Source organism: Candidatus Binatia bacterium (assembly GCA_035631035.1).
Lineage (GTDB): Bacteria > Eisenbacteria > RBG-16-71-46 > SZUA-252 > SZUA-252 > DASQJL01.
Genome location: DASQJL010000007.1, coordinates 21,863 through 48,615 on the forward strand (window position 1 = coordinate 21,863; position 26,753 = coordinate 48,615).

A 26,753-nucleotide genomic window follows, 5' to 3' on the forward strand; every position below is an offset into this window, starting at 1 on the left:
AAGAGCCAAGGACCTTCCGTGAGCCATCGCTGGAAGTGGATCGCCCAGTTCACCGCGGCACTCCTCATCGTCGTCCTGTGCGCCACGGTCGGCGTGGGAATCGGCGTGGCCAACTGGGCGCGCCAGGATCTCCCCTCGCCCTCCAGCCTGCAGACCATCGCGCCTCCCGTGAAGACCCTCGTCTACGACGTGAACGGGAAGCTGGTGCACGAGTTCTACAAGGAGAACCGGAGCGTCGTCCCCCTCCGGCAGATCCCGCAGGCGATGAAGGACGCGATCCTCTCCATCGAGGACCGCCGCTTCTACACGCACTGGGGCATCGATCCCATCCGGCTGTTCGGCGCCCTGGTGCAGGACGTGATCTCGCGGCGTCCCGAGCAGGGCGCCAGCACGATCACGCAGCAGCTCGCGCGGAACCTCTTCCTGACCCACGAGAAGACGGTCTCGCGGAAGATCAAGGAAGCGATCCTCGCCGTCCGCATCGAGCAGACGTACACCAAGGACGAGATCCTTCAGATGTACCTGAACCAGATCTACTTCGGCGAGGGCGCCTACGGCGTGGACGCGGCCGCGCGCATCTACTTCGGAAAGAACGTGCAGGAGCTGACGCTGCCCGAATGCGCGCTCCTCGCCGGACTGCCGCGCAACCCGCGCGACTACTCGCCGCGCCGGGATCCCGACCGCGCGCTCAAGCGGCGCAATCTCGTCCTCGCGGCGATGGTCCAGAACCGGAAGCTGAGCCAGAAACAGTACGAGGCCGCCTCCGAGACGCCGCTCGGCGTGAGCAAGACCCGCATCGACACGAAGTCGGCCCCCTACTTCATGGAGATGGTGCGGCTCTACCTGGAAGAGCGCTACGGCTCGAACCAGCTCTTCGAGGGCGGCCTCCGCGTCTACACAACGCTCGACGCCGATCTCCAGCACGCCGCGGAGGAATCGCTGGAGCGGCGCCTGACCGAGCTGGAGCAGCGGATCGGCGGGAAGCGGAGCCGCGCGGCCATCCTCGCCAAGGTGAAGACGGCCCAGCCGAACGAGCGGACCCAGACCGACTACCTGCAGGGCGCGGTCGTGGCGATCGATCCCACGAACGGACAGATCCGCGCGCTGATCGGCGGCCGCGACTTCAACGAGTCGAATTTCAACCGCGCCACCCAGGCCGCGCGCCAGCCGGGCTCGGCGTTCAAGCCGTTCATCTACACCGCCGCCATCGACAACGGCTACACGCCCAACGAGATGATCCTGGACACCCCGGTCTCCTTCAAGGCGGGCAACGGTGAGGACTGGTCGCCCCAGAACTACGATCACAAGTTCCGCGGGCCGGTGACCCTGCGCACGGCGCTCGCCAAGTCGCTGAACGTCCCGGCGGCCAAGCTGCTCCAGAAGATCGGGACGCCGCAGGTGATCTCGTACGCGCGGCGGCTCGGGATCCGGAGCCGCCTGGGCAGCGATCTCTCGCTGGCGCTCGGCACGTCGGAAGTGAACCTGCTCGAGCTGACGTCGTCCTACGGCGTGTTCGCGAATCAGGGCGTGCGCACCACCCCGGTTTTCGTGCTCCGCGTCGAGGACAAGAACGGGAAGGTCTTGGAGCAGACGCGCACCACGGCTGAGGAGGTGCTGAGCCCCGAGACCGCGCTCACGATGACGAACATGATGGAGACGGTGCTGCAGTCGGGAACGGCGGCCATGGCCCACGCGATCGGCCTGAATGTCCCCGCGGCGGGGAAGACCGGCACGACCGACGACTACACCGACGCCTGGTTCGTCGGGTACACGCCCTCGCTGGTCACGGGAGTCTGGGTGGGCTTCGACCGGAAGCAGAAGATCGGGCCGAACATGACGGGTGCCGCCGCGGCGCTCCCGATCTGGGTCGACGTGGTCTCGGCGGGCACGAAGAACAAGCCCGCGCAGGATTTCCCCGTCCCCAACGGGGTGGTGTCGCGCCTGATCTGCAGCCAGACGGGCCTTCTCGCGAATCCCTCCTGCCCCGAGACCGAGATGGAGCTCTTCAAGGAGGGGACGGAGCCGACCGGCTACTGCGACGTCCACACCGGGGCCACCCCGCCGCCGGAATCGGAGCCGCGCGACCTGGAGCAGCACGACAGCGAGGCGCAGCCCGAGGAGCATCTCCGGCTGTAGCCGGATTCCTACTTCTTCAGCGCCTTCCTCATGATCCGCCGCGACGCCGACGGACGCGCGACCTCGCGGAATCCCGCGCGCTCGAAGGCCGCGGGCAGTCCCGTCCACGCAAAGGCATCCGGCATCGATCCCGCTCGACTCACCACCGGATAGCCCTCGATCATTCTCGCCCCGCGCTTCCTCGCATGATCGGCGGCCGCGAGCAGAAGCTTCGCGCTGACACCGCGACGGCGATGATCCTTCGCCACGAAGAAGCAGGTGACCGACCAGACCGGCGTGTCGTCGATCGGCTTCAACGAGCGCGCCGTGGCGAGGCGCGGATACTCCTCGCGCGGAGCCAGCGCGATCCAACCGATCGGCGTCTCCCCGTCGTACGCGATCAACCCGGGCGGCTCGCCGGAATCCACAAGACGCCGGAGCGCGCGACGATTTCCCTCTCCCTTGCCGCGCTTCCACTCGGCCGCGGAACGCCGCCACCACATGCACCAGCAGCCGGCGCACGCGCCGCGCGGGCCGAACAGCGCCGCAAGATCGTCCCAGCGATCCGCCGTTGCCGGGAGAACCCGGATCACGGCGCGACCTCCTCCAGCACGAGCGGCGACACGCTCGGGGGCTCGTCGGCGATCACGTAGGCGCGCGCCGCGGCCTCCGTCCACTCGAGCGCCTCGCGACGCGACTGGACCAGCGCCAGCGCCTCGCCGGCATCCACGCGGTCGCCGCGCTTCTTCAGCAGGCGCACCCCGACCGCCGGATCCACCGCATCCTCCTTGCGCCGCCGGCCACCCCCCATGGCGATCACGAGCTCGCCGACCCGCCGCGCGTCCACCGCGGCGACGTAGCCGGAACGCGGCGCGGGCACCGCCGTCTCGGCCTCGGCGCGGGGCAACCGGCCGGGGTCGCCCACCACGCGCGGATCGCCCCCCTGCGCCTGCACCATGCGCTCGGCGCGGCGGAGCGCCTCTCCCGTCTCCAGCGCCCGGTCCAGGCGCGCCTCGGCCTCGTGACGCTCGCGCGCGACCCCGCCGAGGACGAGCATCCGCACAGCGAGCGCGCGCGTCACTTCCATGAGATCCGAGGGCGCGGCCCGGTGCAGCACCGCGAACGCCTCGGCCGTCTCGTTGGCGTTTCCGACCGCCGCACCCAGCGGCTCGTCCATCGCCGTGACCAGCGCGTGGGCTTTCCGCCCCATGCCGGAGAGCACCGAGACCAGCTCGCGCGCGAGCCCCGAAGCCTCCTCGCGGCCCGGCATGAAGGCCCCGGCGCCGCACTTCACGTCGAACACGACGCCGGCAGCGCCCGAGGCGGCCTTCTTGCTCAGGATGCTCGCCACGATGAGCGGCACCGATTCCACGGTCCCCGTCACGTCGCGCAGCGCGTAGAGCGCGCCGTCGGCGGGCGCGAGGTCCTCCCCCTGCCCCGCGATCGCGAGTCCGATTTTCCGCACCTGGCCTTCGAACTCGGCGGCGGAAAGGCGGGTGCGAAAGCCGGGAATCGCCTCGAGCTTGTCGAGAGTGCCGCCGGTATGGCCCAGGCCGCGCCCCGCGATCATCGGCACGACCGCGCCGCACGCGGCCACCCAGGGAGCGAGCGCGATCGAAACCTTGTCCCCCACGCCGCCGGTCGAGTGCTTGTCCACGGTGGGTCGCCCCAGCCCGCTCCAGTCAAGCACGCGCCCCGAGCGCATCAGCGCGTCGGTGAGCGCGACCGTCTCCTCGCGGCTCATGCCCCGCCAGACGATCGCCATGAGCAGCGCGGCGCTCTGGTAATCGGGAATGGAGCCGTCCGCCACGCCGCGGATCCAGGCGCGGATCTGGGCCTCCGACAGCGGGCGGCCGTCGCGCTTGGCGGCGATGACGTCGCGCATCAGAACGAGAGGAAGGGGCGCGGCAGGAGATCGCGAAGCGGGATCATCTCGGGCGCGCCCTCCGGCGAGGCGACGATCACCTCGAGATCGGGTGCGTGCTCGACCAGGACCTGGCGGCAGGCGCCGCAGGGCATGCAGGGGCCCGGCGGGTCGGTCGCGATCGCGATGCGGCGGAACCGCCGCGCGCCGCGCGCCAAGGCGCCGAAGAGGGCGTTCCGCTCGGCGCAGATCGTGAGCCCGAGCGACGCGCTCTCCACGTTGACGCCGGGGTGCACGACGCCGTTGTCGTCCTCGAGCGCGGCCGCGACGCGGTAGTGCGAGTAGGGCGCGTGCGCTTTCGAGAGAAGGACCCGCGCGGCTTCGAGCAGCTTCACGCCGTCGCTCATGCAGCGCTCCGGCCGGCGGTGATCCTGCCGGCGCTCAGGACCCGCTCCTCGTGCTGCGGTAGCGCACCCGCCGGCGGCGGCGGCGCGGCCCCGCGGCGCCGCCCCCCTCGATCACCTCGGTCTCCTCGCGCACGCCGATCAGGGTCAGCGCCTTCATCGGCTCGCCGTCGTTGTGATAGAGGCGCACGACGCGTTTTCCCATGCTGCAGAGAAGGTCGTAGGGGATGGTCTGGGCCCGCTCGGCCACCTCGCCCAGGTCGAGCCGCGCGCCCCCCTGCTCGCCCCAGAGCACCACCTCGTCCTCCGGCATCGCCTCGGGGATGGCGGAAACGTCCACCATCGTGAGGTCCATCGTGACGCGCCCGACGACCGGGGCGCGCCGTCCGCGAATCAGCACCTCGCCGCGGTTGGAGAGCGCCCACGGATAGCCGTGGCCGTAGCCCACCGCGAGCACCGCGATCCGCATCCACCCCGGCGCCTGGAACGTGCGGCCGTAGGAGACGAAGCGCCCGGGCGGAAGGTCGCGGAGCTGGACGATGCGCGTCTTGAACGCCATCACCCCCTCCACGTCGACGCTATGCGGCACGGCGCGGCTGGGATAGAAGCCGTAGGCCAGGATGCCGGGGCGAACCATGTCGAGATAGGAGTCGTGCACGCTCAGAATTCCCGCGCTGTTCGCGGCGTGGCGCACCGGCACCTCGATCTTCCGGAGCTCCAGCGCGTGCAGCACGGCGCCGAACCGGCGAAGCTGCTCCTCGCTCACCTCCGTGCGGCCGGAGTCGGCGTCGGGAAAATGGGTGAAGACCCCTTCGAGGAGGAGGTTCGGAAGCCCTGTCAGCCGCTCGACGAAGTCCACCGCTTCCGACTCGGCGACCCCGGCGCGCCCCATCCCGGTGTCCACCTCGACGTGGACGCGGCAGAGGACCTGGTGCGCGGCGCATCGCTCGGAGAGCCGCTGCGCGAAGCCGAGCGTGGCCACGCAGGGGGTCAGCCGGTGCTCGATGATCTCCTCCACCTCGCAGAGGAGGCCGGGGCTCAGGATGACGATCGGAAGGTCGATCCCGGCCGAGCGCAGCTCGATCCCCTCGTGCAGCGTGGCCACGCCCAGCATCGAGACGCCGTTCTGGACCGCGCAGCGCGCGATCTCGATGGCGCCGTGGCCGTAGGCGTCGGCTTTGACGACGAGGAGGATCCGCCGCCGGGGGCCGATGGCCGTGGCGATGGCCGCGAGATTCCGGCGGAAGCGGTTGAGGTCGACTTCGACCCAGGTCGGAAATTCCATAGGCGCGCCGGTTTCCCGGCTAGCCACGAGTATCACACGTCCGGGGTCCGCGCAAGAACGGCGGCTTTCCCTGGGGCCGCGGCGGCGGCTCGGCTAGACTGGCGCGATGGAATCGCCGCGCCCGCAGCTCTCGCCCCCCGCCCGGGATCGCACGGACTTCGCCGCCGCGGCCGCCGAGCTGCTCGACCTGGTGCGCCATCTCGCGTCGGACGAGGGCTGCCCCTGGGACCGCGAGCAGACGCCGCGCACCCTCACGCCCTACGTCGTCGAAGAGGCGCACGAGATCGGCGAGGCGGTGGCCGAGGGGAATGCCGACGGCGCGTCCGAGGAGCTGGGCGACCTCTTCTACCTGGCCTGCTTCCTCGCGGTGGCGCTCGAGCGCGAGAAGGGCGCGGCGCCGGCCGCGGTCCTCCGCCGGAACATCGCCAAGATGGTCGCGCGCCACCCCCACGTGTTCGGCGCCGAGGCCGCGGGCCCGGAGCTGGACGCCCAGGGAGTGCTGCGGCGGTGGGAGGAGCGGAAGCGGAAGGAGTCGGCGGACACCTCGATCCTGGGCAAGCGACCCGACGCGCTCCCGGCCCTGCTCCAGGCCTACCGCATCCAGGAGAAGGCGGCGTCCGTCGGCTTCGACTGGGAGCACGCGCAGGGCGTGGTGGAGAAGATCCGCGAAGAGCTGGCGGAGGTGGAGCGGGAGATGGACCTGGCCGCACCCGAGCGGATCGCCGAGGAGATGGGCGATCTCCTCTTCGCGGTGGTCAACCTGTCGCGCTTCCTTCGCATCGACCCCGAGGCGCGCCTGCGCCTGGCGACCGAGAAATTCCGGGGACGGTTCGACCGCGTGGCCGCGATGCTCCGCGAGCGGGGCCGCTCGGTGGAAGAGGCGGGGCTGCCGGAGCTGGACCGGCTGTGGGAGGCGGCGAAGCGCGAAGAGCGCGGGGGCGAGCGCGAAGAGCGCGGGGGCGAGCGGGACTAGACGGTCGCGTCCTCGGAGGCGATCCCCGGCCGGGACTAGGCGCCGGGCTCGGTGGGTCCGGAGGTCCCCGGGGCGGGCTCGTTCGAGGGCGGGGCCGCGGGCTGCTTCTTGTCCTCGTCCAGCTCCGCGACGTAGTTCAACCGAAGCTCCGTCAGCACATGCGTCAAGAAGCGCGCTTCCTCGCCGGTGAGGTTTCCGCTGGTGCGCTCCTGCAGCATCTCGAGCATGTCGATGGAGAGGCGCGCCTGGCGCAGATCCCGCTCCATCTTGTCGGTGAAGGGGTTCATGATCTTCCCCATCTGCTGCATGGCGGCGGCCTGGAAAGAGTGGACCAGTCCGAGGAAGAGGTCCTTCCGGGTCGGCGTGGCTTCGGCGTTGTCGTTCATGGCTCCCTCAGTGAATCCGCTCGGCGATCACCATCGTGAGGTAGGAGGTCTCGCGCGCCGCGAGCAGCACCGGATGGTCGCGGCTCTGTCCGAGGACCTCGACCACCCGAAGCGGCTGTCCGGAATCCTTCGCCGCAGCGCGCAGCACGTCCAGGAAGAGCGGCGCGTCGACGTGATGCGAGCAGGTCGCGGTCGCGAGGACCCCGCCCGGCTCGAGCAGCCGGAGCGCCGCCGCGTTGAGCTGCGCGTACTTGCGCAGCCCCTCCTGGAGCGCCTTCCGGCTCTTCACCAGGGCCGGCGGGTCGAGGATGATCATACCAAAGCGCTCCTCCGCGGCGACCGCGTCGCGGAGGTAGCGCTCCACCTCCTCGGCCCGGAACTCGATGTCGCGCGAGGGGGTGTTGCGCCGCGCGTTCTCCCGGGCGCGCTCCACCGCGGGAGCGGAGCGGTCCACGCCGAGGACTCGCGCCGCGCCGGCGGCCGCGCAGTGGAGCGAGAAGAGCCCCGTGTAGCAATAGAGGTCGAGCACCCTGCGCCCCACCGCCTCGCGAGCCACGCGCAGGCGATTCTCCCGCTGGTCCAGGAACTCTCCCGTCTTCTGCCCGGTCCGGAGATCCACCGTCAGGACGAACCCCTGGAAGGGCGCGTCCACGCGCTCGGGCACGACGCCCCGCTCGACCGGCTCCATCAGTGGCAGATCCTCGTAGGAGCGCGCCGGCGCGTCGCGCCGGCAGACGATCCCCGCGGGCTGCATCAATTCTTGAAGCGCGTCCAGCACCTCGTCCAACCGCCGCTCCATCCCCGCCGTCAGGCTCTGCACGCCCAGATAGTCGCCGTAGCGGTCCACGATCAGCCCGGGCAGGAAATCCCCTTCGCTGTAGATCAGCCGGTACGTCGTCTCGACGGGGTAGATGCGGTCGCGGAGCGCGCGCGCGGTGCGGATCCGCTCGCGGAAGAGGTCGGCGTCGATGGGGCGCTCGCGCCGCGCGAAGAGCCGCACGGCGATCAGCGAGCGCGGATTGTAGAGGCCGACGCCGACGACGCCGCCGCGGTGGTCCTGCACGAGGACCTCGCCCCCCGACTCGGGGGAGCCCTCGACCGACTCGATCTCGTTGCTGAAGACCCAGGGATGGCCGGCCCGGATGCGCCGCTCCTGGTTCTTGGCCAGGCGGAGCACGGCGGCGGGCATGGCGGTCAGCCGCGCGGCGACTTGGGACGGCGGCGGCGCGCCGAGACGGCGTTCGGGGCGAGCCCGAGATAGCCGATCAGCTTGTTCACCAGCTTCGCCGCGAAGAAATCGGAGACGATCTGCCCGGGGATGGGGCAGAGCTCGACCACGTCGATGCCGACCACCTGCCGCCGCTCGAAAACGGCGCGCAGGAGGCGAAGCCCCTCGTCCCACGTGAGCCCCCCCGGCTCCGGCGTGCCGACGCCCGGAACGGAGGAGGGATCGAAGGCGTCGAGGTCCACGGTGACGTACACGGGGTTGCCCAGCTCGCCCAGGACGGCCTCCACGTCGAGCCCCCCGGCGCGGATCTCGCGCGCCAGAAAGACCGGAGCCTTCTCGGCGTGCACGTAGTCGGCCTCCTCGCGCGAGACGCTCCGGATCCCGACCGGGACCGTGGGGACGCCCAGCTCCCGGATCCGGCGCATCACGCTCGCATGGCTCAGCTTCGTTCCCTGGTAGGCGTCGCGCAGGTCGAGGTGGGCGTCCAGCTGGATCACCGAGAGCTCGGGATAGCGGCGGCGAAGCGCGGCCACGGGCGCGAGGGTGAGGGAGTGCTCGCCTCCCAGCGTGAGCGGGACGATTCCCCGCTCGTCCAGCGATTCCACGACCTGCTCAAGACGCCGGAGCCCCGACTCGATGTCGGCGGGCTCGACCTCGATCTCCTCGAGCGTGGCGATGCCGATGTCGCAGGGCTCGCGATCCAGCTCTTCGTCGTAGAACTCCACCTGGCGCGAGGCGTTCAGGATGGCCGCCGGGCCGAACCGGGTGCCGGGCAGGTAGCTCGTGGTCTGGTCGAAGGGCGCGGGGATCACGGCCACCCGGGCGCGCTCGATGCGGCAGGATTCCGGAGGGAGGCCCAGGAACAGCGCGGGCGCGGGCGAGGCCAGCTTCATGCGGCTTGGGCGCGGCACGGAGTCCCCCCGGAATGGAAATCCGCGCGGCAAGCCGCCGCGCGGATCAAGGCGTCCTGACCTGGAAGGGCGAAACCGACCTAGAGATCGTCCTCCTCCTCCTCGTCCTCCTCGAGATCGTCGTCGTCGTCGTAATCGTCGTCTTCGAATTCGTCCTCGTCTTCTTCCTCGTCCTCGTCGAGCTCATCCTCGTCATCGAATTCGCCGTTCTCGAGATTCTCTTCCTCGTCGTCGTCGAACGGGTCCCGATCGAAAATGTCCGGGCGGCCCCGGGCGTTCAGCTCGAACCGCTCGTTTCCGGATGCAGCCATTGACCACGTCATCGCGCAATCCCTCAATCCCGGTCCATTCCATGAGCGGCGGGCGCCATCGAAAAAAACCGCGTCGGGAAATTAAGTACCCCCACGGGGGCCGTCAACGGAAAACGACGCGGCAGGGTGAGCCATTTTTGTCTCCCGCGCTACCCCCGGACGCGCAACGGGTTACGAAGCGAGTCCGGGGCCGATCCGCTTCTCGTAGAGATCGTGACGGAATGCGACCCGCATTCCAACCGATTCGTACAGTTGCGTCGCTCCCGTCTCGTTCGCCATGTCTACACCAAGACCGACTCGTTTGATCCCGCGGCGCGCAAAAAGGGTGAACGTATGCAGGAGGAGCGCGCGCCCCAGTCCCCGCCCTCTCCAGGCGGGCCGGACACCCAGCTCCCGCACCCACCCTTCGCCCTCCGGCGCGTACGCAAGGATCGCTCCGGCAGGCTCCTTTCCGTCCAGCGCCAGCGTCCAGAGGGCGGCGTCGAAGCCCGACTGGTCGACGCGGCGCGCGATCCACTCCTCGTGCGGCTCGTGCACGAAGCCGAAGTGGTCGGCGAACGACTCCTGGATGGCCCGGTCGAACGCGCGCTCGTCCCGGCCCCGGACATAGGCGCGCGCCTCGATGCCGGCGGGCCAATGGGGCTCGGGAGTGGTGTCGGGAGCGCCCAGGTCGATCGTCATCCGGCAGAAGGTGCGGACATGCGCATAGCCGCGCGAGAGGAACGCCGCGATCCGCTCCTTCCCGTTCGGGGAGGTGAAGCCGCGGATCAGGACCTCTTCGGACTTGGGGGCGGCCGCGCGGTGCTCCCGGGCGCGCTCTTCGATGCGGTCGAGGAGCGCCTCTTCCAGCCCGCTCGCCGCGAGCGCCGGAGCGACGTAGGAATCCGCCTGGATCTCGGTGTGCGGCTTCCGGTCCCAGGCAAAGGCGTAGCCGACGACCTTCCCGGTCCCCTCCAGCACGATCCACGCGTCCCGCTCCTTCTGAAAGCGCGGGAGCGCCCACGTCTCGTACACCTCCTCGACGGTGTTCTCGGCCACGCCGATATCCGCCAGGTCGACCGCGTTCATGAGGGCTGCGATCTCGGGGCCGTCCTCCTGCCTCGGGCGACGGACGTAGATGCCCTTCGGCAGCTCGGGAAGCCGCGGGCTTCCGCCCTTGTTCGTGCGCCGGGTCACGATCCTCCCGCCGGGCCGACGGTGTGGATCCAGAGGAGGCTCACGGCCGAGACGGCGGTCGCCACGACCAGGCCCACGTAGAAGGGGCGCAGCCCCGCGCGGCGCATCGACGCGATCCGGGTCGAGAGTCCCACGCCGGCCAGGGCGATCAGGATCAGGACGCGGGCCACGTTCTGGGCGTCCGCGGCCAGATCCCGCCCGGCGCGGACGGAGAGCCAGCGCAGCATGCCGGCCGACTGCAGGGCCGCCATCGCGAGGAAGCCGAGGACGAAGAGCGGAATCGATTGCTTCACCCGGAGCCAGAACCCTCCGCGCGCCGGCGCAGGGGCCGAGCCGGCGTCGCTTCCCTCGTGTCGCGCGCCGCCGTGCAGCACCCCCATCAGCACGATCACCGCGCCCATGAGGGCGTTCCGCGTGAGCTTGACCGCGGTGGCGATCCTTCCCGCTCCGTCGCTGTAGGCGAAGCCGGTCGCGACCACCTGCGAGGTGTCGTTCACGGCGGAGCCCGCCCAGGTCCCGAAGGCGGGATCGCGCAGGTGCAGCGCGTGGCCGATCAGCGGATAGAGGAACACGGCCAGCGTCCCGAACAGGGTATTCGTCGCGATCGCGAAGGAGACCTCGTCGTCGTGGGCTCCGATCACCGGCGCCGTCGCGACGATCGCCGAGTTGCCGCAGACCGCGGTCCCGACCCCGATCAGGGTGGCGAGCCGGGGCGGCACGCGCGCCGCCCGTCCCAGCGCGTGAGCCGCGATCAGGGCGATCGTCATGAGGACGACGACCATGATCACGGCCCGCCCTCCGATCGAGGCCACCTGCTGCACCGAAAAGGACGCCCCCAGGAGCACGATGGCGATCCGGAGCACCGTGTGGAAGGAGCAGCGGACCCCGGGCGCAAAGAGCGGCGGGAGTCCGACGGTGTTGCCGATCAGGAGTCCGAGGAGCACGGCGAGGACCACCTCGCCGACGGCCGCGGCCAGGCCGTGCGGGAGCGCCTGGTGGAGCAGGCGCGCGAGGAGCGCGACGAGGAGACTGAGCGCGAGCCCCGGCAGGATGTCCGTCCAGGTCGCGCGATGGGGTCCGGCGTGCTTCGGCATGGGGCGCATCTTGACCGGTCCCGACCGGCGCGACAAGCGTTCTGGCCAGGAGCCTTGACGCGGCCCACGCCCGTTCGCCACACTGGGCCCATGACCATCCCCGAGATCACCCCCGAAGAGCTGGTGCAGCGGCTGGAGTCGGGAGCCGCGCTGCGCGTCCTGGACGTCCGCACGCCCGAAGCGGTCGCGGCGGGACGGATCGACATGCTCCCTTCCGAGCGGTTCGTGAACGTCCGCGGCTCCGAGCTGCTCGCCCTGCGCGATCGCGTGAAGGAGAAGCTTCCGCCCGACGGTCCGATCGCGGTGGTCTGCGGACACGGCAACAGCAGCAAGCAGGTCGCCCTGTTCCTGAACCACCTGGGCTACGACGCGATGTCGATGCGCGGCGGCATGGCCGCGTGGGACCTCGCGGTCATGCCGCGGAAGCTGGCGCCGCCCGCCGGGTTCGATCACTTCGTGCAGTTCGACCGGGTGGCCAAGGGAGCGACCGGCTACATGCTCGCTTCCAAGGGTGAAGCGCTCCTGGTGGATCCGTCGCGCAAAACGCAGCCCTATCTCGATTACGCGCGCCAGGCGGGATGCCGCGTGGTGGCCGTGGCCGACACGCACGTGCACGCCGACTACATCAGCGGCGGCCCCGCGCTCGCGCGGTCCTTGCAGATCCCCTACTACCTGCACCCGCGCGACGCCGTGTCGCCGTTCGACGGCACACCGGCCGCGTATCCGTTCACGCCGATCGACGAGGGATCGGTTCTCCGCGTGGGCGCGGGCGAGACGCGCGTGCAGCACACGCCTGGGCACACCGAGGGAAGCGTCACCTTCCGCGCCGGGGACGCCGCGCTCACGGGAGACTTCATCTTCGTGCAGTCGGTGGGGCGGCCCGACCTGGGCGGGAAGTCGAACGAATGGACGCCGGTGCTGTGGGACAGCCTGGAGCGCGCGCGACGCGAGTGGGATCCGGCCACGCGCATCTACCCCGCCCACTACTCCTCGGCCTCCGAGCGCGAGCCGGACCAGAGCGTGGGCCGGCCCTTCGCGCGAATCCTCCAGGACAACGCCCCGCTCGCGATCCGCGATCGCGACGCGTTTCTCTCCTGGGTGGGCTCCAAGCTGGGGCAGGCGCCTGACGCCTACCGCAAGATCAAGGCGGTGAACCTGGGGCTGCTCGAGGTGTGGGACATGGAAGCCGAGCAGCTCGAGGGCGGCCGGAACGAGTGCGCCCTCGGGTAGTTTTCGTGCTGATCGTTTCGTGGTATCGTTTCCGTAGTCGCAGCACCCCGCAGCGCCGTCTTCCCCGAACCATGGAGGGCACGACCATGACGAACCTGAACGCCATTGTGACCCTCGGAGCCGACTCCGGCCGCTAAGCCGTCCCTCAAGGGCCGCTTTCCGGCCTGACCGTTCCGCCGGCTTCCTTCACCCCATCGAGATCGCGGTCTTTTTGCGCCGTTCGGCGTCGCTTGCGCGAGCCGACCGGGTGCGCGCCTGCGCGCACGCGAGCACCGCGCTCCTTCGCGTGTGGAGGGCCGGACCTGGGCCTTTCATTCATCCGGAGGAAGACCGTCGTGAACCGACTGGAATCGCTGGGCTGGAATCCGTTCTTCGAGCAGCAGGTGCAATCCAATGTCGATCCCGAGTGGCGCCCCGCGCGCGTGTTCGAGGAGCAGCGCGGGAGCTGGAGCCTGTGGTGGGAGGGCGGCGCGTGCCGCGCGACCGTCGCGGGGCGGCTGCGTCACGAATCCGAGGGAGAGCCCGCCGCGCTCCCCTGCGTCGGCGACTGGGTGCTGGCGCGCTTCCCGGGCGATGCCTCAGGGAACAGCGGCGCCGAGGTTGGGAACGGCGGGGGCGCGGCCGACGGGGCCGTGATCCATCGCGTGCTCGCTCGGAAGACCCGCTTCTCCCGGCAGGATCCGGGCAAGGGCGCCGGCGAGCAGATCGTCGCGGCCAACGTGGACACGGTGTTCCTGGTGCAGTCCCTGAATCGCGATTTCAACGTGCGGAGGCTGGAGCGCTACCTCGCGCTCCTCTGGGAGAGCGGCGCCGAGCCGGTTGTCGTGCTGAGCAAGGCCGATCTCCGTCCCGACGCGGACGGCGAGCGGGCCGCGGTAGAGCGCGCCGCTTCGGGCGCGGCCGTCCACGCGGTGAGCGCCTTCACGCCGAACGGACTCGATCCGCTGCTTCCCTATCTGGCGCCGGGCCGGACGGCGGCCCTCGTCGGGTCCTCCGGCGTCGGAAAGTCCACGATCGTAAACGGACTGGCCGGCGAGGAGGTGATGCGCACCCAGGAGATCCGCGACGAGGACGATCGCGGCCGCCACACCACGACGTCGCGGCGGATCGTCGCGCTTCCGGGCGGAGGGCTGCTGCTCGACACGCCGGGGATGCGGACCGTGCTCCTGTGGGAAGGAGAGGAGGGGCTGTCGCAGACCTTCGAAGACGTGGAGTCGGTGGCGGCGGGCTGCCGGTTCCGCGACTGCACCCACCAGTCGGAGCCGGGATGCGCCGTGCGCGCGGCGCTCCAGGACGGCTCGCTCGATTCGGGGCGCTTCGCGAGCTACGGCAAGCTGCAGCGCGAGGTGCGCTACCAGGCGGGGAAGGTCGACAAGCGGGTCCGGCTGGCCGAGCAGCGGCGGTGGAAGAAGATCCACCTGGAAGCCCGGCAGCGTCCCGACAAGAGATCCCTATGAGCCGGGTCGATCGCCTTGCGCCGTCGCGATACGATGCGCGCCCTGACGGCCCGCGCCGGCCGGACGCTCGATGCCGTACTTCAGCGTGCGCCAGCCTCGGATCTCCACCTCACCCTCGAGGCGCTCCCCCAGCCGCTCGGCGAGGGCGATCGATCGGCGGTTTTCGGGAGCGATCAGGCTGATGATGCGCGGCCACTGGAGCGTCTCGAAGGCATAGGCGAACGCGGCGCGGGCGGCTTCGTAGGCGTAGCCCCTGCCCCAGAAGGGGCGCGCCAGCGTCCAGCCGACCTCCTGCCCCGGCCAGCCCTCTGGGTAGTAGAGGCCGACGCGCCCCACGAGGATGCCGCTGGCGCGCTCCTCGACCGCCCAGATGCCGTAGCCGCGCAGGATCCAGTGCCCCGCCATCATGGCCATGCTCCGCCACGCGTCCTCGCGCGAGAGCGGCTTCCCCTCGCCGATGTAGCGCATGACGTCCGGATCGGCGTGCATGGCCGCGTAGGCGTCGATGTCGTCCTGGCGGAATTGGCGGAGGGTTAGCCGGTCGGTGTGGAGCGTGACCTCGTGGGGGTTCATTAACATAAATGTTACCTGCGCCAGCGCAAGTGATTATGTCAACTTAGATCGCCGCTTGGATCAGGTCTTCGGAGCGAGGATCTGCCGGATGGCGCCCTCCACGGTCGAGATGTCCACCGTGTGGTCCGGCTGCTTGAAGAGAACGGCGCCGTCCTTGGAGCGGATCACCAGGCCGTGCGTCGCGAATCCCAGGCCGCGGATCTCGTCCGCGCGCTCCGGGTCGGTGGCTTCGACGGTGCGGGCGCTCACCTTCCCCGGGAACTCCTGCTCGAGCCCGCTCACGGCGGGTCTCAACCTCGCGCAGACCATTCAGCCGGGGAGGTAGTAATAGGTGACGTTGACCGCCTCGGCGTGCGGCAGGGGTGCGGCGGGCTGGCTCGAGCCTTTGCCGGTGTCGACCTTCGTCCAGCCGTCGTTGTCGGCGCGCCCCATGTTGCGCTCGGTGCACCCCGTGATCCCGCCCACCGCGAGGACTGCGGCGAGCGCGAGGGCCGTCGGAAACCAGGTCTTGGTCAGGCTCATGTCCCTTCCGTGGGTCTTGTCGAGTGCAGCGCTTGAAGTTACGTGTACATCAAATGGCGGGGTCGACGGGACTCGAACCCGCGACCTCCTGCGTGACAGGCAGGCGTTCTAACCAACTGAACTACGACCCCACCGATTCCAAGCGGAAGCAAGACGTGGGAGTATACGGTCTAACCGGGGTGGCGTCAAACGCGACCCCGGGCGCCCTGACCCAGGAGAGACCATGGCTTCCGACCGTGAATTCCTGCGCCACACCCTGGCCACGCTGGCGTATCGCGGCGCGAAAGCGACCCGAAACGCTCCGCCCGAGTTCGCCGCGTTCAAGGCTTCCCCCACGACCCGCACCCCGGTCGAGATCCTCGCTCACCTCGGGGACCTGATGGACTGGGGCCTTTCCATGGCGTGCGGCAAGCCGGCATGGAACAGCGCCACGCCGCAGCCGTGGCCGGAGGAGATCCGGCGCTTCCATGCGTCCATGGAGGCCTTCGACGCCTACCTGGCGTCCGACCAGCCGTTGAGCTATTCCGTGGAACGCCTCTTCCAGGGACCGATCGCCGACGCGCTCTCCCACGTGGGCCAGATCAATATGCTTCGACGGATTCACGGCGCGCCGGTCAAGGGTGAGAGCTACAACCGGGCGGACATCCAGGCGGGACGGGTCGGCGCCGATCAGACCGCGCCGGATCCCAAGTTCGAGTTCGATTGATGTAACTCGTCCCGGGGCGAGTTGACTCGTTCTGGGACGAGCTGGATCGAGACTCGTCCCGGGGCGAACTGCGAGCAACTTGCCCCGGCGCAAGTTTAGTTATATGTTAACGGTGCTTCCTCTGGCGCCTACTCTCCCGGACGCTCCCGCTTCGCATCCGCCACCGACGGCCAGATGGCCGCTTCGCCTTCCCAGGGCGACGTCGCCGCGGGCATCTCGGGCGGGCGCTGGTAGAGAATTCCCAGCGAGAAGCGCTCCGCACGCGCGACGTCCATCGCGCGCGAAAGATCGCCCGGATCGTAGCTCTCGGGGAGCAGATCGCACCGCTGATAGACCTCGTCGGCGTACCTGGGGGTCTGGTAGGTCACGCATCCCGCCAGCACGTGCACGAACGAAAACCCGGGATACTCCAGCGCCGCGCGGAACATCTGGCGCAGGTGCGGGAGGTTCCCCGCGTGCGTGCGGGCCACGAACCCGCAGCCGCTGCTCAGCACCAGGAGCACGGGGTTCAGGGGCCGCTCCTCCACGCCTGCCAGACCGCGGTCGCGCTTGAACTCCTGCGCCGTCGTGGGCGAGGCCTGCCCCTTGGTCAATCCGTAGATCCCGTTGTCGAGCACGGCGTAGGTCAGATTCACGTTGCGGCGGATCGCGTGGGGGATGTGGCCGAGCCCGATGGAGAACCCGTCGCCGTCCCCTCCGACCACCACGGTCGTGATCTCGGGGCGCGCCAGCTTCAGCCCGCTCGCGATGGGGAGCGCGCGCCCATGGATGGAATTGAAAGCGTAGCTCTTCGTGTAGCCGGGAAGGCGGCTCGAGCAGCCGATTCCCGAGATCACGGCAAGCCGCTCGGGCGGGATCTCGAGATCGGCCAGCGCCTGGGTCAGCCCCTTCAGCACGCCGTAGTCGCCGCACCCCGTGCACCACACCGGCTCCAGGCCGCTTCGATAGTCCTTCGCTTTCATCGTGCTCATGATCCCGCCTCCTCGAGGAGCCGATCCAGCTCCGCCGCCGTCATGGGCGTGCCGCCGCTCCGCGCCACCGACTTGGCGCCGCGCAGGTCGGTCAGCCCCGACAGGTAGCGGTGGAATTGCCCCTGGTAGTTCAGCTCCACGACGGCGAGGCTCGTCAGACCCCGGCGCCACGACTGGAACGCTTCCATCGGGAAGGGGTGGATGATCTCGGGCAGGAAGACGCGCCACTCGGGATGCGCGATCACCCACTCGCGCAGGAGGCCGTAGGTGCTTCCCCATGCCACGATCCCCTTGGGCGCCGCGCCGTCGCCGAGCGTGCGGTACCAGTCCCGCGTTTCGGCGGCGATCCCCGTCATCTTCCGGAAGCGCTTCTCGTTCATCCGCTGATGCATCGTCGTGTCCGCGGTCGGATAGCCCTCCTGGTTGTGCTCGATGCCGGCGGCGAGATAGCTGCCGCCCGGCGTTCCCGGCACGCGGAAGGGATTCACGCCATGTTCGCCGGTCACGTCGAAGCGCGCCGGCAGGCCGTTCTCCGGCGTCCAGCGCTCGCGCTCGGCGCGCTCCCGGCGCGCCACCGCCGGGTCGCGGATCTGGCGGCGCTGCGCGATATAGGCGTCGGAGAGCACGATCACCGGGAGCTGATACTTCTCGGCGATCTGAAACGCGTGCGGCATCACGTCCCGGCCGTGCACGACGTCGAACATGCCGAGCACCGCGCGCGGGAAGTCGCCGTGGCCGCCGTAGATCGCGTGGAAGAGGTCCGACTGCTCGGTGCGCGAGGGCATCCCGGTCGCGGGGCCGGCCCGCTGGCAGTCCACGATCACGGCGGGCAGCTCGGCCATGCTCGAGAGCCCGATCATCTCGGTCATCAGGGAGAGCCCGGGACCGCTGGTCGCCGTCATGGCGTGCACGCCGCCGAAGGAGGCGCCCAGCACCATCCCCATCGCCGCCATCTCGTCCTCCGCCTGCACCACGCGCCCGCCTGCGGCCGGCAGCTCGTCGATCAGGGTTTCCATCACCTCCGAGGACGGGGTGATCGGGTATCCCGCGAAGAAGCCGAGGCCTGCCGCGATCGATCCGCGCGCCACCGCCTCGTTTCCGGTCTCGGCGAACAGCCCGAGCCCCTTCCCTTCGGGGGCGGGACGCGACGGCGGGTCCAGCACCGCGAAGCCGGTCGCGAGGGACTCGAGGTTCGACTGCAGGCGCTCCCGGCGCGCGGTGAAGCGCTGCCGGAGGATGTCCTGCGCCAGGGTGTCGGGCCAGCCGAGCATGCGGCAGAGGAGTCCCAGCCCGAGCATGTTCTTGGGCGGGCCGTCGACCTCGAGGCCCTCTTCGTAGCGCGCGAACGGGAAGCGATAGGGTTTTTCGATCGTCGCGCCGAGCCAGGCCGGCACCTCCGCCGTCTCCCCCTGGTCGATCACCACGATGCTTCCCGGATGCACGCGGAGCGAGGTCTGGAAGCGGGCGAGGTCGCGCAGGCGGAAGCAGAGGAGGATGTCCACCTGATCCCCCTCGTACTGCACTTCGTGATCGGCGAGGCGCAGGATGGCGGCCGATTCGCCGCCCCGGATCTGTGGCCCGTACGACTGCACCATCATGCCGTAGAGCCCCTCGCGCGCCGCCATGCCCAGCAGGAGATCGCCCAGGAGCGCCACGCCGTCGCCGCCGCTCCCGACGAGGGCCAGGACGAGCGACCGCGGCCGTGGCGGCGCGCCGGGGCGGGCCTCCGGCAACGTGGAAGGGTGCGTGTCGGGGGTCGTCGGAGCGCGCATCTCGGTCATGCCTCCATCGCCGGCTCGGCCGGCTCGGGCTGCGCGAGCTGTCCCACGCGATGCAGGATCGTGCTCGGGCAGATGTCGACGCACGCCTCGCCGCAGGACGGTCCGTAGGCGAGGCAGGTTTCATGGTGAATGAGGATGGTTCGGCCATCCCACTCGATCGCCTGGGCGGGGCACTTGGCCACGCACTTGCGGCAGAGGGTGCAGCCCACCATGCAGGTGGCCCGGACGACCGACTGCTTCTCCTTCGCGACGCAGGAGAGCTCGATCCGCCGCGTCCGGGGGTAGAACTGGAAGAGCTCCTTCGGGCAGACCGGCACGCAGAGCCCGCAGCCCGTGCAGCGATCGGCGTTCACCACGGCGATCCCATCCCCGCCGATCGAGAGCGCGTCGAACGGACACGCCCGGACGCAGTCCCCCAGGCCGAGGCAGCCGTTCTTGCAGGCGCGCGGGCCGCCGAAGACGAGCGCGGCCGCGGCGCAGGTGTTGAGTCCGGCATACTCCGCTTCCTTCCGGGCGTAGGCGCTCGTTCCCTGGCACCGCATCACGACGATGCGATCCTCGACCGAGCCCAGCTCCTTCCCCGTGAGCCGGGCGAGCGCCGTGGCCACGGCGGCGCGGCCGGGGACGCACAGGTTCGGCGAGACCTCGTTCCGCAGCACGACCGCCTCGGCGTAGGCCTGGCAGCCGGCGAACCCGCACGCGCCGCAGTTGGCCGAAGGGAGGAACGCGCGCACCTTCTCCACCGTCGGGTTCACCGGGACCTGGAAGCGGAGCGCCACGCCGGCCAGCGTCAGGCCGAACACGACGCCGATCGCGGTGAAGACCGCGAAGCCCCAGAGCGCCGCGTGGAGGAGGTCGTTCATCGCTATCTCAGGAACGTGAGGCCCGAGAAGCCCATGAACGCGAGCGCGAAGAGACCCGCCAGCGCGAAGGCGATCGGGAGCCCCTGGAAAGCGGCCGGGACGCGCGCCAGCTCGAGCCGCTCGCGGGCGCAGGACATGAGGAAGAGGGCGAGCGCAAAGCCGGCGCCCGAGCCGAGGGCCAGGGCGAGCGACTCGCCGGCGCCCGATTCCGCCTGCGCGTTCAGGAGCGGCACCGCCAGGATGATGCAGTTGGTCGTGATCAGCACGAGGTAGACGCCGAACCGCTGGTGCAGGGATGCGTGCGTCTTGCGCAAGATCGTGTCGAGGGCCTGCACGATGAAGGCCACCACGCCGATGAACACGATCACCTGCAGGAACTTGAGCTCGAGGGGTCGCATGACGAAGGTGTAGAGGCCCCACGAGATCGCCGCCGAGAGGAGCATCACGGCCGCGAAGGTGAAGCCCATCCCCACCGACGTGTCGCGCTTCTTCGAGACGCCGAAGAAGATGCAGAGCCCGAGGTAGCGCGTGAAGACGAAGTTGTTGATGAGCGCCGAGGAGATGACCACCGTGAAGAGAAGCGCCCACGGCGCGGGCTTCGCCTCGCGGGTCCCGGCGGGACTCAGGATCGAGATCCGGTAGCCGGCCGCCGGGTCCAGCCGGTCCGCCACGGTGAGGAGGATGGCGCCGCCGGGTAGGGTCTCCACCGCGGCGATGTCCATCGGCACGTCGGGGGCGCGCTCGTCGGTGACGCGGAAGTTCGACGGCCGGAGGTCGGCGACCGGTGCCGCGACGGTGAGACGCACGTGGTCGGGCGCGAGGACGCGGGCGCGGGTGATGACGCTCGAGGGCGCGTGCGGTGCGGCCGGGCGTCCGGCGGCGGCGGCCAGGGCGAGCCCAATCGCGAAGCAGAGTGCCAGGGCGGCGGTCCCCGCAAGGACCAGGCTACGCGGCTTGGCCATGGCTCCCTCCCGTGGACGGCGCGACGTTCTTCCCGCCCGACATGCGGCGCTCGAGCACGTTGAAGAAGGCCATGAGGAGCGCGATCGAGAAGAATCCTCCCGCCGGCAGCGCGAAGAAGAGGAGCGGCTTCTCCGGCACAATGCGGAACCCGAGCAGCGTCCCGTTGCCGAGCACTTCCCGGAAGGTCCCGATCGCCATCAGCGCGAAGAGGAAGCCGAGCCCCATGCCGAGCCCGTCCCAGAAAGTCGGGATGAGCGGCATGCGCGAGGCGAACACCTCCAGCCGCGAGATGATGATCGCGAACGCGACGATCAGCTTCACGTAGAGGCCGACCTGCGCGTAGAGGAGCGGGAAGAAGCCGGCGAGCACCATGTCGATCGCGCTCACCCAGACCGCGATGATGATCGTGTAGACCGGGATCCGCACGCGGGGGTGGATCCACCGCCGCGTGAGCGCCACGGTCACGCTGGAGAGCACCTGCACGAGCAGCACCGCGACCCCGAGCATGATGCCGTTGGCGACGGTGGTCGTGACGGCCACGGCGGGACAGAGGGAGAGCGCCAGGCGGAATACCGGGTTCTCGCCGAAGATGCCGTTCTTCAACAGGGAGATCGCACCCGGAGGACGCTGCGTGAAGAGAAGGGGTTGTTCGCTCATCGCGAGGCCTCGCGGGCGTCGGGTTCGAGATAGGGGGCGATCCGCTCCCAGCGCTTCCGGAAGTGGAGGATGGTCGCGCGCACGCCCTGCGTGATCGCGCGGCTGGAGATGGTGGCGCCGGTCACGGCGTAGATCGGATGCTTCCGCTCGCGTTCGCGCTCGGCGCCGTGCGCCTCCTGCCAGGCGGTGGGCGACAGCCGGCCCAGGTCGCGGAGCGCGCCGCGCCAGTCCTCGGGTATCGGGTCCTTGGTCACGTCGAGCGCGCCCACGTCGGCGAACGTGCGCCCGGCGTACTGCCCCTGGAACCAGGGCGTGGCCACCTCGGCGCCCAGGCCGGGATCTTCCTCATGCTCCACCACGCGCACGCCCTGCACCGTCCAGGCGGTGTCGAGCGCCACGAAGAAGCGGATCCGGTTCTTGTACCCCCGGGCTTCCCCCTCGACGAGGAAGCCCGCGGGGACGCCGTCCCGCCGCGCGGCGAAGACGCGGCCGAGCGGGCGGAGCTCGCGCGGGGCGGGGGCGAGCGGCGCACTCCCCTTCTTGAGCAGGGCGCCGTCGAGCGAAAAGACCAGCTCGCGGCCGGGGAGGGCTCCCTCGGACGCGGTGCGGTAGACCACGCTCTCGCCATCCGGGCTCAGGTACTGGCTCACCTCGAGCACGGAGGCGTGCGCGTCCAGCCCCAGCATCTGCGTCACCGCCTCGCGCTCGCTCGACTTCCGCGCCGCCTCGGCGTAGCGTTCGGTCGCGAGATAGACGCCGCCCAGGATCAGCGCGCCCACCGCGCAGACCGCGGTCATCGAGGCGGCGATGCGCACGACCTCGCCGCCCGCGCTCGGGGCCTTGCCCGGAACCGCCGGGCCGCCGGTCTTCACGTCGGGGCCGGTCACGACGGCGCTCCCGCGAACACCGGCCGCGCCGGCTTGAACCAGAGGTTCAGGGCGGGCACGAGCGCGTTGGCGAGGAGGATCGCGTAGCAGATCCCCTCGGGATAGCCGCCGTAGATCCGGATCACGCCGGTCAGGGCGCCGATCACCAGGCCGAACACGATCTGGCCGTTCCGCGTCGTCGGCGACGTGACGTAGTCGGTCGCCATGAAGAGCGCGCCGAGCCAGAGCCCGCCCGAGAGAAGATGCAGGTCCACGTGCCCGGTCGGGGCGGTCACCAGCGCGACGCCGGCGACGACCGCGAGCGGGATGGTGAGCGAGATGATCCGGCGCAGGAGCAGCACCGCGCCTCCCGCCAACAGGAGGAGCACCGACGTCTCGCCGATCGACCCCGGGCGGATCCCCAGGAAGAGCCCGGCGAGGGGCGACTCGGGGCCGCCGGCCAGCTTGAGGGCGGCGTCGATGCCGCGCTCGCGCAGCGCGGCGAGCGGCGTCGCCGTCGTCACCGCGTCCACGTGGGAGATCCACTTCGCGGGGGGCGACCAGCCGGCCGTCATCGGAAGCGGGAACGTCGCCATGAGGAACGCGCGTCCGATGAGCGCCGGATTGAACAGGTTGTAGCCCAGCCCGCCGAAGATCATCTTCCCGAAAAGAATCGCGAACACCGCGCCGAGGAAGGCGGCCGGCGCGGGAAGCCGGGGCGGCAGCGTCATCGCGAGGAGAAGACCGGTGCAGACGGCACTCCCGTCCCGGACCGACGTGCGCGCGTGCATCATCCGCCCGGCACCCCACTCGGCGGCCACGGCGCCCAGGATCGAGGCCCCGATCACCGCAAGGGCCGGGAAGCCGAACATCAAGGCGCCCCACGCCGCCGCGGGAAGGAGTGCGGCGTTCACGGTCCACATGATGGTCGCCGTCGATTCCGACGTCCGGACATGCGGACCGGGGGCGAGGACGAACGTGCTCGGAGCGGGCACGGCCGCCGGTTCGCTCATGTCGTCACCCGCACGCTGGTCGCGCGCCGCAGGGACGACTTCGCGACCTGCATGAACTGGAGGAGCGGCCTGCCCGAGGGGCAGACGTAGGTGCAGCAGCCGCACTCGTAGCACTCCCGTGCGCCAAAGGGCTCGGTGTCGAGCACCTTCCCCGCCTCGACCCGCACCGACACCTGGTCCGGCTCGAGGCCGAGCGGGCAGGCGTCCACGCAGCGGCTGCACTGGATGCAGGGCCCGTAGCCCATCTCGAACGGCCCGCGCCCGGTCAGCGCCAGGAGCCCGTTCATCCCCTTCGTGATCGGAAGGTCGAGCCGCGGGAGCGCGCGTCCCATCATCGGCCCTCCCGCGATCAGGCGGGTCGTGTCCACGCGAAGCCCGCCGCAGAACTCGACCACCCGCTCGAGAAGGGTCCCCAGCGGCACGCGAACGTTCCGCGGGTAGACGATCCCCGGCCCCGTCACGGTGACGACGCGGTCGAGGAGCGGCTTCCGGTAGCGCAGCGCCTGGTAGACGGCGTGCGCCGTGGCGACGTTCTGGACGACGACGCCGACCGCGAGGGGGAGGGCGCGCGGCGGGATGGCGCGGCCGGTGAGCGCTGCCACCAGCTGGCGCTCCGCCCCCTGCGGATAACGGACTTCGCACGGCACCACGTCGAAGGAGTAGCCCTCGTGCGGGACGCGCTTGGCGGCCTCGCGCAGGGCGAGGACCGCGGGCATCTTGTCGGCCTCGATCCCGACGAGCACGCGGCGCACGCCGACGATGTGCGCCATCGCGAGCGCGCCCTCGACGATCGCCTCGGGCTCGGCCAGCATCAGGCGGTAGTCGGAGGTGAGGTAGGGCTCGCACTCCGCGCCGTTCAGCACGAACGTATCGACCCGCACGCCCTCGGGCAGCGTGAGCTTGCGATAGGTCGGAAACGCCGCGCCCCCCAGGCCCACGATTCCCGCCTCGCGGATGCGCTCGAGCGCCCCACCGGTGCCCAGCTCGCGCCAGCCCGGGTCCTCGGGGAACTCCAGCTCCTCGTCGCTCTCGCGCGCGATCACGATCGCCTCCGCGGAGACCAGGGTCGGGTGCGGCCGCTTGTCGATCGGCTTCACCTTCCCGGAGATCGTCGCGTGCAGGGGAACGCCGCTCGGCCCCGCCTCGGCGATCTTCTGTCCGCGAACGACGCGATCGTTCTTCTTCACGATCGGGACCGAGGGATCGCCCAGGTGCTGCAGCAGCGGGAGCCAGACTTCGGACGGCAGCGGATCGATCGGCTCGATCCCCCGCTCGGCGGTGTCCCGCTTGTGGGGATCGGGGTGGATGCCCCCGCGGCCGAAGGTCTTGAGCTCGGGCATGCGCGCTATCCCAGGAAGAAGCTCTCCTGGATCTCGGAGAATCCGTGGAATCCCGAGGGGCCCAGGAGGTAGGCGACGCTGGAGTGGACGTCCGACTCGAGACCGGTCTTCGCGACCACCGTCGCGCTCCTGTGGCCGCCCGAGGGGCGGCCGCGGCGCGCGTCCAGGTGATGGCCGATCTCGACGTTGCCAAGGCGATGATGCTGCTCCCGGTCGTTGCTCGTCGCGACGGCGCGGTCCCGCAGCGTGAGCACGCGCTCGATGCGGCCCGACTCCGGATGCGGGATCCCCACCGACCATCCCGCCGCATCGTCGTCGGGCGCGCCCAGCGCGTAGATGTTCCCGCCGAGGTCCACGAGCGCCGACGCGACCCCTTCGGCGCGGATGGCGTCCACCGCGCGGTCCAGCGCCCAGCCCTTGCCGATCGAGCCCAGGTCCAGGGCAACGCCCTCGCGCGCCAGTCCCAGCGTCCCCGCCGCGCGGTTCAGGCGCACGTGGCGCCATCCGGTGCGGTCCAGCGTGGCCGCGATCTCGCGATCGCTGGGCCAGGCGGTCCGCCCCGAGCGGTAGAAGCCGTAGAGCTTCATCAGGGGAAGCACGGTCGGGTCGTAGAGGCCGTTCGTGCGGCGCGCCATGGCGGTCGCGCGATCGACGACGTCGAGCAGGGCGGCATCCACGCGGACGCTGCCACGACCGGCGGCCGCGTTCACGCGGCTCACCTGACTCTCGGGGCGATGGATGCTCATCTGGGCGTCCACCAGGCGGACCGCGCGGAAGGCGCCCTCGATGGCGCGCTCGGCCCGCTTCGGATCGTGGTCGTTGACGACCACGCGCATCCAGGTCCCCAGCGCCGGACGCGAGGACTCGAGCCGCCGGACGCGAGCGGGGCTCCCCGACAGGCCGCCCAGCCCCGGGATCGAGCTCGGACGCACGACGGCCAGCGCCGCCCCGCCCGAGAGGAGCGCCGCCAGACCCAGAAAGCGCCGGCGGCCGGCCTGGAACTGGGGATCCTCGGTTCCCGAGCGCTTCGGGGGCTTCGTGGGGTCGGTCATGACTCGCTCCGGTTCGGTTGGAGAGCAACCTGACCTTTTGTCAGGAATACCTATCGACCGGAGTCTACGATTTTGCCCGCCTAAATCCCCTGCTACCAAAGTAGCGGGGCCCCGCTACCAAGGTAGCGGTGCCAAAGTACCAGGGAGAATCGGGAGGCGACGTGCGACATTTGGAACAGACGAAACGGCAGCCATCCCCGGAGGAGGGTGACCCCCATGGCGAACGTACCCGAGTTCTACATCGACGAGGACCTGTGCACCGAATGCGGGGACTGCATCAAGGCGATGCCCCTGGCATTCCGCAAGGTCGAGGACGAGGAAGTGGCCGAGGTCTACAACACGGCCGTGGATGAGTCCCAAAAGCCCAAGCTCGACAAGATCATCGCCGAGTGCCCCGGGCACGCCATTCTGTGGCGTAAAAAGTAGGTATACGCATGCCCGCGATCGATCTAAGGGAGCGAATCCGGACTTCGGTGCTGGACGTTCGGGGGGACGGCAAGGCCGGGGGCGGCCTCGTCCTCGCCTTCCAGAGCCTGGCCAACCTCATGCTCCGGGACTCCGGCCTGCACGTCCAGGAGTGGCCCTTCTTCAGCAGCGCCCGGCGCGGTGCGAACATCCGCTCCTTCCTCCGGGTCAGCGCCAAACCGATCCTCGCCGCCTGTGAGGTGACCCGACCGGCGCTCTCGGTCCTGATGGACGAGGGGGCGGCCCGGTCGGCCGACTTCACGCAGGGGGTGCCCCAGGGGGGGACGTTCGTCCTCAACACCCCGCACACCCCCGAAGAGTGCGCGCGGCATTATGGGCTGACCGGCCGCGTCGTGACGGTCGCCGGCGACGCGATCGGCTCCGAGCACCTGAAGCACGCGATCGGCAACGTCTCGATCTACGTCGCCGTCGCGCACGCGATCGGGGGCTTCGAGGAGGCGGCGATCGTCGAGTCCTTCCTCCAGACCCTGAAGAAGCGCCACGTGCCCGACTCGGTGGTGGAGCGGAACCGAGGCGCGCTCCGCGC

Annotated in this window: 29 protein-coding genes and 1 tRNA gene; 7 read left to right on the forward strand and 23 right to left on the reverse strand. The window is 70.3% G+C overall.

The window, feature by feature from the left end; translation table 11 throughout:
* The first annotated feature begins 18 nt into the window (after positions 1 to 18).
* Positions 19 to 2,136, forward strand: coding sequence for a PBP1A family penicillin-binding protein (locus VE326_00735; GenBank protein ID HYJ31721.1), 2,118 nt, complete (start codon positions 19 to 21; stop codon positions 2,134 to 2,136).
* A gap of 8 nt (positions 2,137 to 2,144) precedes the next feature.
* On the opposite strand, the gene VE326_00740 is transcribed toward VE326_00735, so the two are convergent.
* The 4 genes from VE326_00740 to alr are packed head-to-tail and all read right to left on the reverse strand — an operon-like array spanning position 2,145 to position 5,668.
* A complete protein-coding gene (locus VE326_00740) occupies positions 2,145 to 2,708 on the reverse strand; it encodes a GNAT family N-acetyltransferase (GenBank protein ID HYJ31722.1) in 564 nt (187 codons plus the stop codon).
* Entirely contained in the window at positions 2,705 to 4,000 is a 1,296-nt protein-coding gene (locus tag VE326_00745; protein HYJ31723.1) for a thymidine phosphorylase, read from the reverse strand. Before VE326_00745 ends, VE326_00740 begins: the two co-directional genes overlap by 4 nt.
* Positions 4,000 to 4,386, reverse strand: coding sequence for a cytidine deaminase (gene cdd / locus VE326_00750; protein ID HYJ31724.1), 387 nt, complete (start codon positions 4,384 to 4,386; stop codon positions 4,000 to 4,002). The genes VE326_00745 and cdd overlap by 1 nt, the downstream gene beginning before the upstream one ends.
* 34 nt (positions 4,387 to 4,420) lie before the next feature.
* A complete protein-coding gene (gene alr / locus VE326_00755) occupies positions 4,421 to 5,668 on the reverse strand; it encodes an alanine racemase (protein ID HYJ31725.1) in 1,248 nt (415 codons plus the stop codon).
* 106 nt (positions 5,669 to 5,774) lie between these two features.
* Here alr and mazG point away from each other — a divergent pair, with 106 nt between their 5' ends.
* The gene (gene mazG, locus VE326_00760; protein ID HYJ31726.1) at positions 5,775 to 6,641 is read left to right on the forward strand and encodes a nucleoside triphosphate pyrophosphohydrolase; all 867 of its coding nucleotides are present in this window, start codon (positions 5,775 to 5,777) and stop codon (positions 6,639 to 6,641) included.
* Positions 6,642 to 6,676: 35 nt separating this feature from the next.
* Here mazG and VE326_00765 read toward each other — a convergent pair whose 3' ends face one another.
* The 6 genes from VE326_00765 to VE326_00790 form a co-directional block, all read right to left on the reverse strand.
* Complete coding sequence (locus tag VE326_00765; protein HYJ31727.1) at positions 6,677 to 7,027, reverse strand: DUF1844 domain-containing protein; 351 nt, start codon at positions 7,025 to 7,027, stop codon at positions 6,677 to 6,679.
* Positions 7,028 to 7,034: 7 nt separating this feature from the next.
* The gene (locus VE326_00770; GenBank protein ID HYJ31728.1) at positions 7,035 to 8,216 is read right to left on the reverse strand and encodes a class I SAM-dependent rRNA methyltransferase; all 1,182 of its coding nucleotides are present in this window, start codon (positions 8,214 to 8,216) and stop codon (positions 7,035 to 7,037) included.
* Positions 8,217 to 8,221: 5 nt separating this feature from the next.
* Positions 8,222 to 9,166, reverse strand: coding sequence for an agmatinase (gene speB, locus VE326_00775; GenBank protein ID HYJ31729.1), 945 nt, complete (start codon positions 9,164 to 9,166; stop codon positions 8,222 to 8,224).
* Positions 9,167 to 9,246: 80 nt separating this feature from the next.
* Positions 9,247 to 9,477, reverse strand: coding sequence for a hypothetical protein (locus VE326_00780; protein HYJ31730.1), 231 nt, complete (start codon positions 9,475 to 9,477; stop codon positions 9,247 to 9,249).
* A 171-nt stretch (positions 9,478 to 9,648) separates the two neighbouring features.
* On the reverse strand, positions 9,649 to 10,653 hold the full coding sequence (locus tag VE326_00785; GenBank protein HYJ31731.1) for a GNAT family N-acetyltransferase: 1,005 nt from the start codon (positions 10,651 to 10,653) through the stop codon (positions 9,649 to 9,651).
* Positions 10,650 to 11,747 carry a putative sulfate exporter family transporter gene (locus VE326_00790; protein ID HYJ31732.1) on the reverse strand — a complete coding sequence of 366 codons (1,098 nt, stop codon included), beginning with the start codon at positions 11,745 to 11,747 and terminating at the stop codon, positions 10,650 to 10,652. The genes VE326_00785 and VE326_00790 overlap by 4 nt, the downstream gene beginning before the upstream one ends.
* Positions 11,748 to 11,837: 90 nt before the next feature.
* Between VE326_00790 and VE326_00795 the strand changes: the two genes are divergently transcribed.
* Positions 11,838 to 12,977, forward strand: coding sequence for an MBL fold metallo-hydrolase (locus tag VE326_00795; protein ID HYJ31733.1), 1,140 nt, complete (start codon positions 11,838 to 11,840; stop codon positions 12,975 to 12,977).
* A 335-nt stretch (positions 12,978 to 13,312) separates the two neighbouring features.
* Entirely contained in the window at positions 13,313 to 14,434 is a 1,122-nt protein-coding gene (rsgA, locus tag VE326_00800; GenBank protein ID HYJ31734.1) for a ribosome small subunit-dependent GTPase A, read from the forward strand.
* Here the strand turns inward: rsgA and VE326_00805 are convergent.
* From VE326_00805 to VE326_00820, 4 genes are all read right to left on the reverse strand, one after another.
* The gene (locus VE326_00805) at positions 14,429 to 15,007 is read right to left on the reverse strand and encodes a GNAT family N-acetyltransferase (protein ID HYJ31735.1); all 579 of its coding nucleotides are present in this window, start codon (positions 15,005 to 15,007) and stop codon (positions 14,429 to 14,431) included. The genes rsgA and VE326_00805 overlap by 6 nt on opposite strands.
* Positions 15,008 to 15,067: 60 nt before the next feature.
* Positions 15,068 to 15,289, reverse strand: a complete 222-nt coding sequence (locus tag VE326_00810; protein ID HYJ31736.1) for a hypothetical protein — start codon at positions 15,287 to 15,289, stop codon at positions 15,068 to 15,070.
* 27 nt (positions 15,290 to 15,316) lie between these two features.
* Complete coding sequence (locus VE326_00815; protein ID HYJ31737.1) at positions 15,317 to 15,529, reverse strand: hypothetical protein; 213 nt, start codon at positions 15,527 to 15,529, stop codon at positions 15,317 to 15,319.
* Between the two features lie 54 nt (positions 15,530 to 15,583).
* A tRNA-Asp gene (locus tag VE326_00820) sits at positions 15,584 to 15,660 on the reverse strand.
* Between the two features lie 92 nt (positions 15,661 to 15,752).
* On the opposite strand from VE326_00820, the gene VE326_00825 reads away from it, so the two are divergent.
* Positions 15,753 to 16,235, forward strand: coding sequence for a hypothetical protein (locus VE326_00825; GenBank protein ID HYJ31738.1), 483 nt, complete (start codon positions 15,753 to 15,755; stop codon positions 16,233 to 16,235).
* A 128-nt stretch (positions 16,236 to 16,363) separates the two neighbouring features.
* On the opposite strand, the gene VE326_00830 is transcribed toward VE326_00825, so the two are convergent.
* From VE326_00830 to VE326_00870, 9 genes are read right to left on the reverse strand one after another with little or no spacing between them, the layout of a single operon-like run.
* Positions 16,364 to 17,206, reverse strand: a complete 843-nt coding sequence (locus tag VE326_00830) for a thiamine pyrophosphate-dependent enzyme (protein ID HYJ31739.1) — start codon at positions 17,204 to 17,206, stop codon at positions 16,364 to 16,366.
* Positions 17,203 to 18,987 (reverse strand): 2-oxoacid:acceptor oxidoreductase family protein, encoded by a 1,785-nt coding sequence (locus tag VE326_00835; GenBank protein ID HYJ31740.1) that lies wholly within the window; start codon positions 18,985 to 18,987, stop codon positions 17,203 to 17,205. The genes VE326_00830 and VE326_00835 overlap by 4 nt, the downstream gene beginning before the upstream one ends.
* Complete coding sequence (locus tag VE326_00840; GenBank protein HYJ31741.1) at positions 18,984 to 19,850, reverse strand: Fe-S cluster domain-containing protein; 867 nt, start codon at positions 19,848 to 19,850, stop codon at positions 18,984 to 18,986. Before VE326_00840 ends, VE326_00835 begins: the two co-directional genes overlap by 4 nt.
* Before the next feature lie 2 nt (positions 19,851 to 19,852).
* Positions 19,853 to 20,812, reverse strand: a complete 960-nt coding sequence (locus tag VE326_00845) for an Rnf-Nqr domain containing protein (GenBank protein ID HYJ31742.1) — start codon at positions 20,810 to 20,812, stop codon at positions 19,853 to 19,855.
* Complete coding sequence (rsxE, locus tag VE326_00850; protein HYJ31743.1) at positions 20,796 to 21,470, reverse strand: electron transport complex subunit RsxE; 675 nt, start codon at positions 21,468 to 21,470, stop codon at positions 20,796 to 20,798. The genes VE326_00845 and rsxE overlap by 17 nt, the downstream gene beginning before the upstream one ends.
* Positions 21,467 to 22,357, reverse strand: coding sequence for an FMN-binding protein (locus VE326_00855; protein ID HYJ31744.1), 891 nt, complete (start codon positions 22,355 to 22,357; stop codon positions 21,467 to 21,469). Before VE326_00855 ends, rsxE begins: the two co-directional genes overlap by 4 nt.
* Positions 22,354 to 23,349: an RnfABCDGE type electron transport complex subunit D gene (locus VE326_00860; GenBank protein ID HYJ31745.1), complete on the reverse strand. Its 996-nt coding sequence runs from the start codon at positions 23,347 to 23,349 to the stop codon at positions 22,354 to 22,356. Before VE326_00860 ends, VE326_00855 begins: the two co-directional genes overlap by 4 nt.
* The gene (rsxC, locus tag VE326_00865; protein HYJ31746.1) at positions 23,346 to 24,689 is read right to left on the reverse strand and encodes an electron transport complex subunit RsxC; all 1,344 of its coding nucleotides are present in this window, start codon (positions 24,687 to 24,689) and stop codon (positions 23,346 to 23,348) included. The genes VE326_00860 and rsxC overlap by 4 nt, the downstream gene beginning before the upstream one ends.
* Before the next feature lie 5 nt (positions 24,690 to 24,694).
* Entirely contained in the window at positions 24,695 to 25,741 is a 1,047-nt protein-coding gene (locus VE326_00870; GenBank protein ID HYJ31747.1) for an FAD:protein FMN transferase, read from the reverse strand.
* Positions 25,742 to 25,957: 216 nt separating this feature from the next.
* Between VE326_00870 and VE326_00875 the strand changes: the two genes are divergently transcribed.
* Both VE326_00875 and VE326_00880 read left to right on the forward strand, forming a co-directional pair.
* Positions 25,958 to 26,167 carry a ferredoxin gene (locus VE326_00875; protein ID HYJ31748.1) on the forward strand — a complete coding sequence of 70 codons (210 nt, stop codon included), beginning with the start codon at positions 25,958 to 25,960 and terminating at the stop codon, positions 26,165 to 26,167.
* 8 nt (positions 26,168 to 26,175) lie between these two features.
* A partial coding sequence (locus VE326_00880) for a 2-oxoacid:acceptor oxidoreductase family protein (protein ID HYJ31749.1) occupies positions 26,176 to 26,753 on the forward strand: 578 nt, incomplete at its 3' end.

Bases quoted from the DNA above. Each gene is read 5' to 3' on its own strand.
- VE326_00745 (HYJ31723.1), bottom strand. From the start codon at position 4,000: ATGCGCGACGTCATCGCCGCCAAGCGCGACGGCCGCCCGCTGTCGGAG.
- cdd (HYJ31724.1), bottom strand. From the start codon at position 4,386: ATGAGCGACGGCGTGAAGCTGCTCGAAGCCGCGCGGGTCCTTCTCTCG.
- alr (HYJ31725.1), bottom strand. From the start codon at position 5,668: ATGGAATTTCCGACCTGGGTCGAAGTCGACCTCAACCGCTTCCGCCGG.
- mazG (HYJ31726.1), top strand. From the start codon at position 5,775: ATGGAATCGCCGCGCCCGCAGCTCTCGCCCCCCGCCCGGGATCGCACG.
- VE326_00765 (HYJ31727.1), bottom strand. From the start codon at position 7,027: ATGAACGACAACGCCGAAGCCACGCCGACCCGGAAGGACCTCTTCCTC.
- VE326_00770 (HYJ31728.1), bottom strand. From the start codon at position 8,216: ATGCCCGCCGCCGTGCTCCGCCTGGCCAAGAACCAGGAGCGGCGCATC.
- VE326_00780 (HYJ31730.1), bottom strand. From the start codon at position 9,477: ATGGCTGCATCCGGAAACGAGCGGTTCGAGCTGAACGCCCGGGGCCGC.
- VE326_00790 (HYJ31732.1), bottom strand. From the start codon at position 11,747: ATGCCGAAGCACGCCGGACCCCATCGCGCGACCTGGACGGACATCCTG.
- VE326_00795 (HYJ31733.1), top strand. From the start codon at position 11,838: ATGACCATCCCCGAGATCACCCCCGAAGAGCTGGTGCAGCGGCTGGAG.
- VE326_00805 (HYJ31735.1), bottom strand. From the start codon at position 15,007: ATGAACCCCCACGAGGTCACGCTCCACACCGACCGGCTAACCCTCCGC.
- VE326_00815 (HYJ31737.1), bottom strand. From the start codon at position 15,529: ATGAGCCTGACCAAGACCTGGTTTCCGACGGCCCTCGCGCTCGCCGCA.
- VE326_00825 (HYJ31738.1), top strand. From the start codon at position 15,753: ATGGCTTCCGACCGTGAATTCCTGCGCCACACCCTGGCCACGCTGGCG.
- VE326_00830 (HYJ31739.1), bottom strand. From the start codon at position 17,206: ATGAGCACGATGAAAGCGAAGGACTATCGAAGCGGCCTGGAGCCGGTG.
- VE326_00835 (HYJ31740.1), bottom strand. From the start codon at position 18,987: ATGACCGAGATGCGCGCTCCGACGACCCCCGACACGCACCCTTCCACG.
- VE326_00840 (HYJ31741.1), bottom strand. From the start codon at position 19,850: ATGAACGACCTCCTCCACGCGGCGCTCTGGGGCTTCGCGGTCTTCACC.
- VE326_00845 (HYJ31742.1), bottom strand. From the start codon at position 20,812: ATGGCCAAGCCGCGTAGCCTGGTCCTTGCGGGGACCGCCGCCCTGGCA.
- rsxE (HYJ31743.1), bottom strand. From the start codon at position 21,470: ATGAGCGAACAACCCCTTCTCTTCACGCAGCGTCCTCCGGGTGCGATC.
- VE326_00860 (HYJ31745.1), bottom strand. From the start codon at position 23,349: ATGAGCGAACCGGCGGCCGTGCCCGCTCCGAGCACGTTCGTCCTCGCC.
- rsxC (HYJ31746.1), bottom strand. From the start codon at position 24,689: ATGCCCGAGCTCAAGACCTTCGGCCGCGGGGGCATCCACCCCGATCCC.
- VE326_00870 (HYJ31747.1), bottom strand. From the start codon at position 25,741: ATGACCGACCCCACGAAGCCCCCGAAGCGCTCGGGAACCGAGGATCCC.
- VE326_00875 (HYJ31748.1), top strand. From the start codon at position 25,958: ATGGCGAACGTACCCGAGTTCTACATCGACGAGGACCTGTGCACCGAA.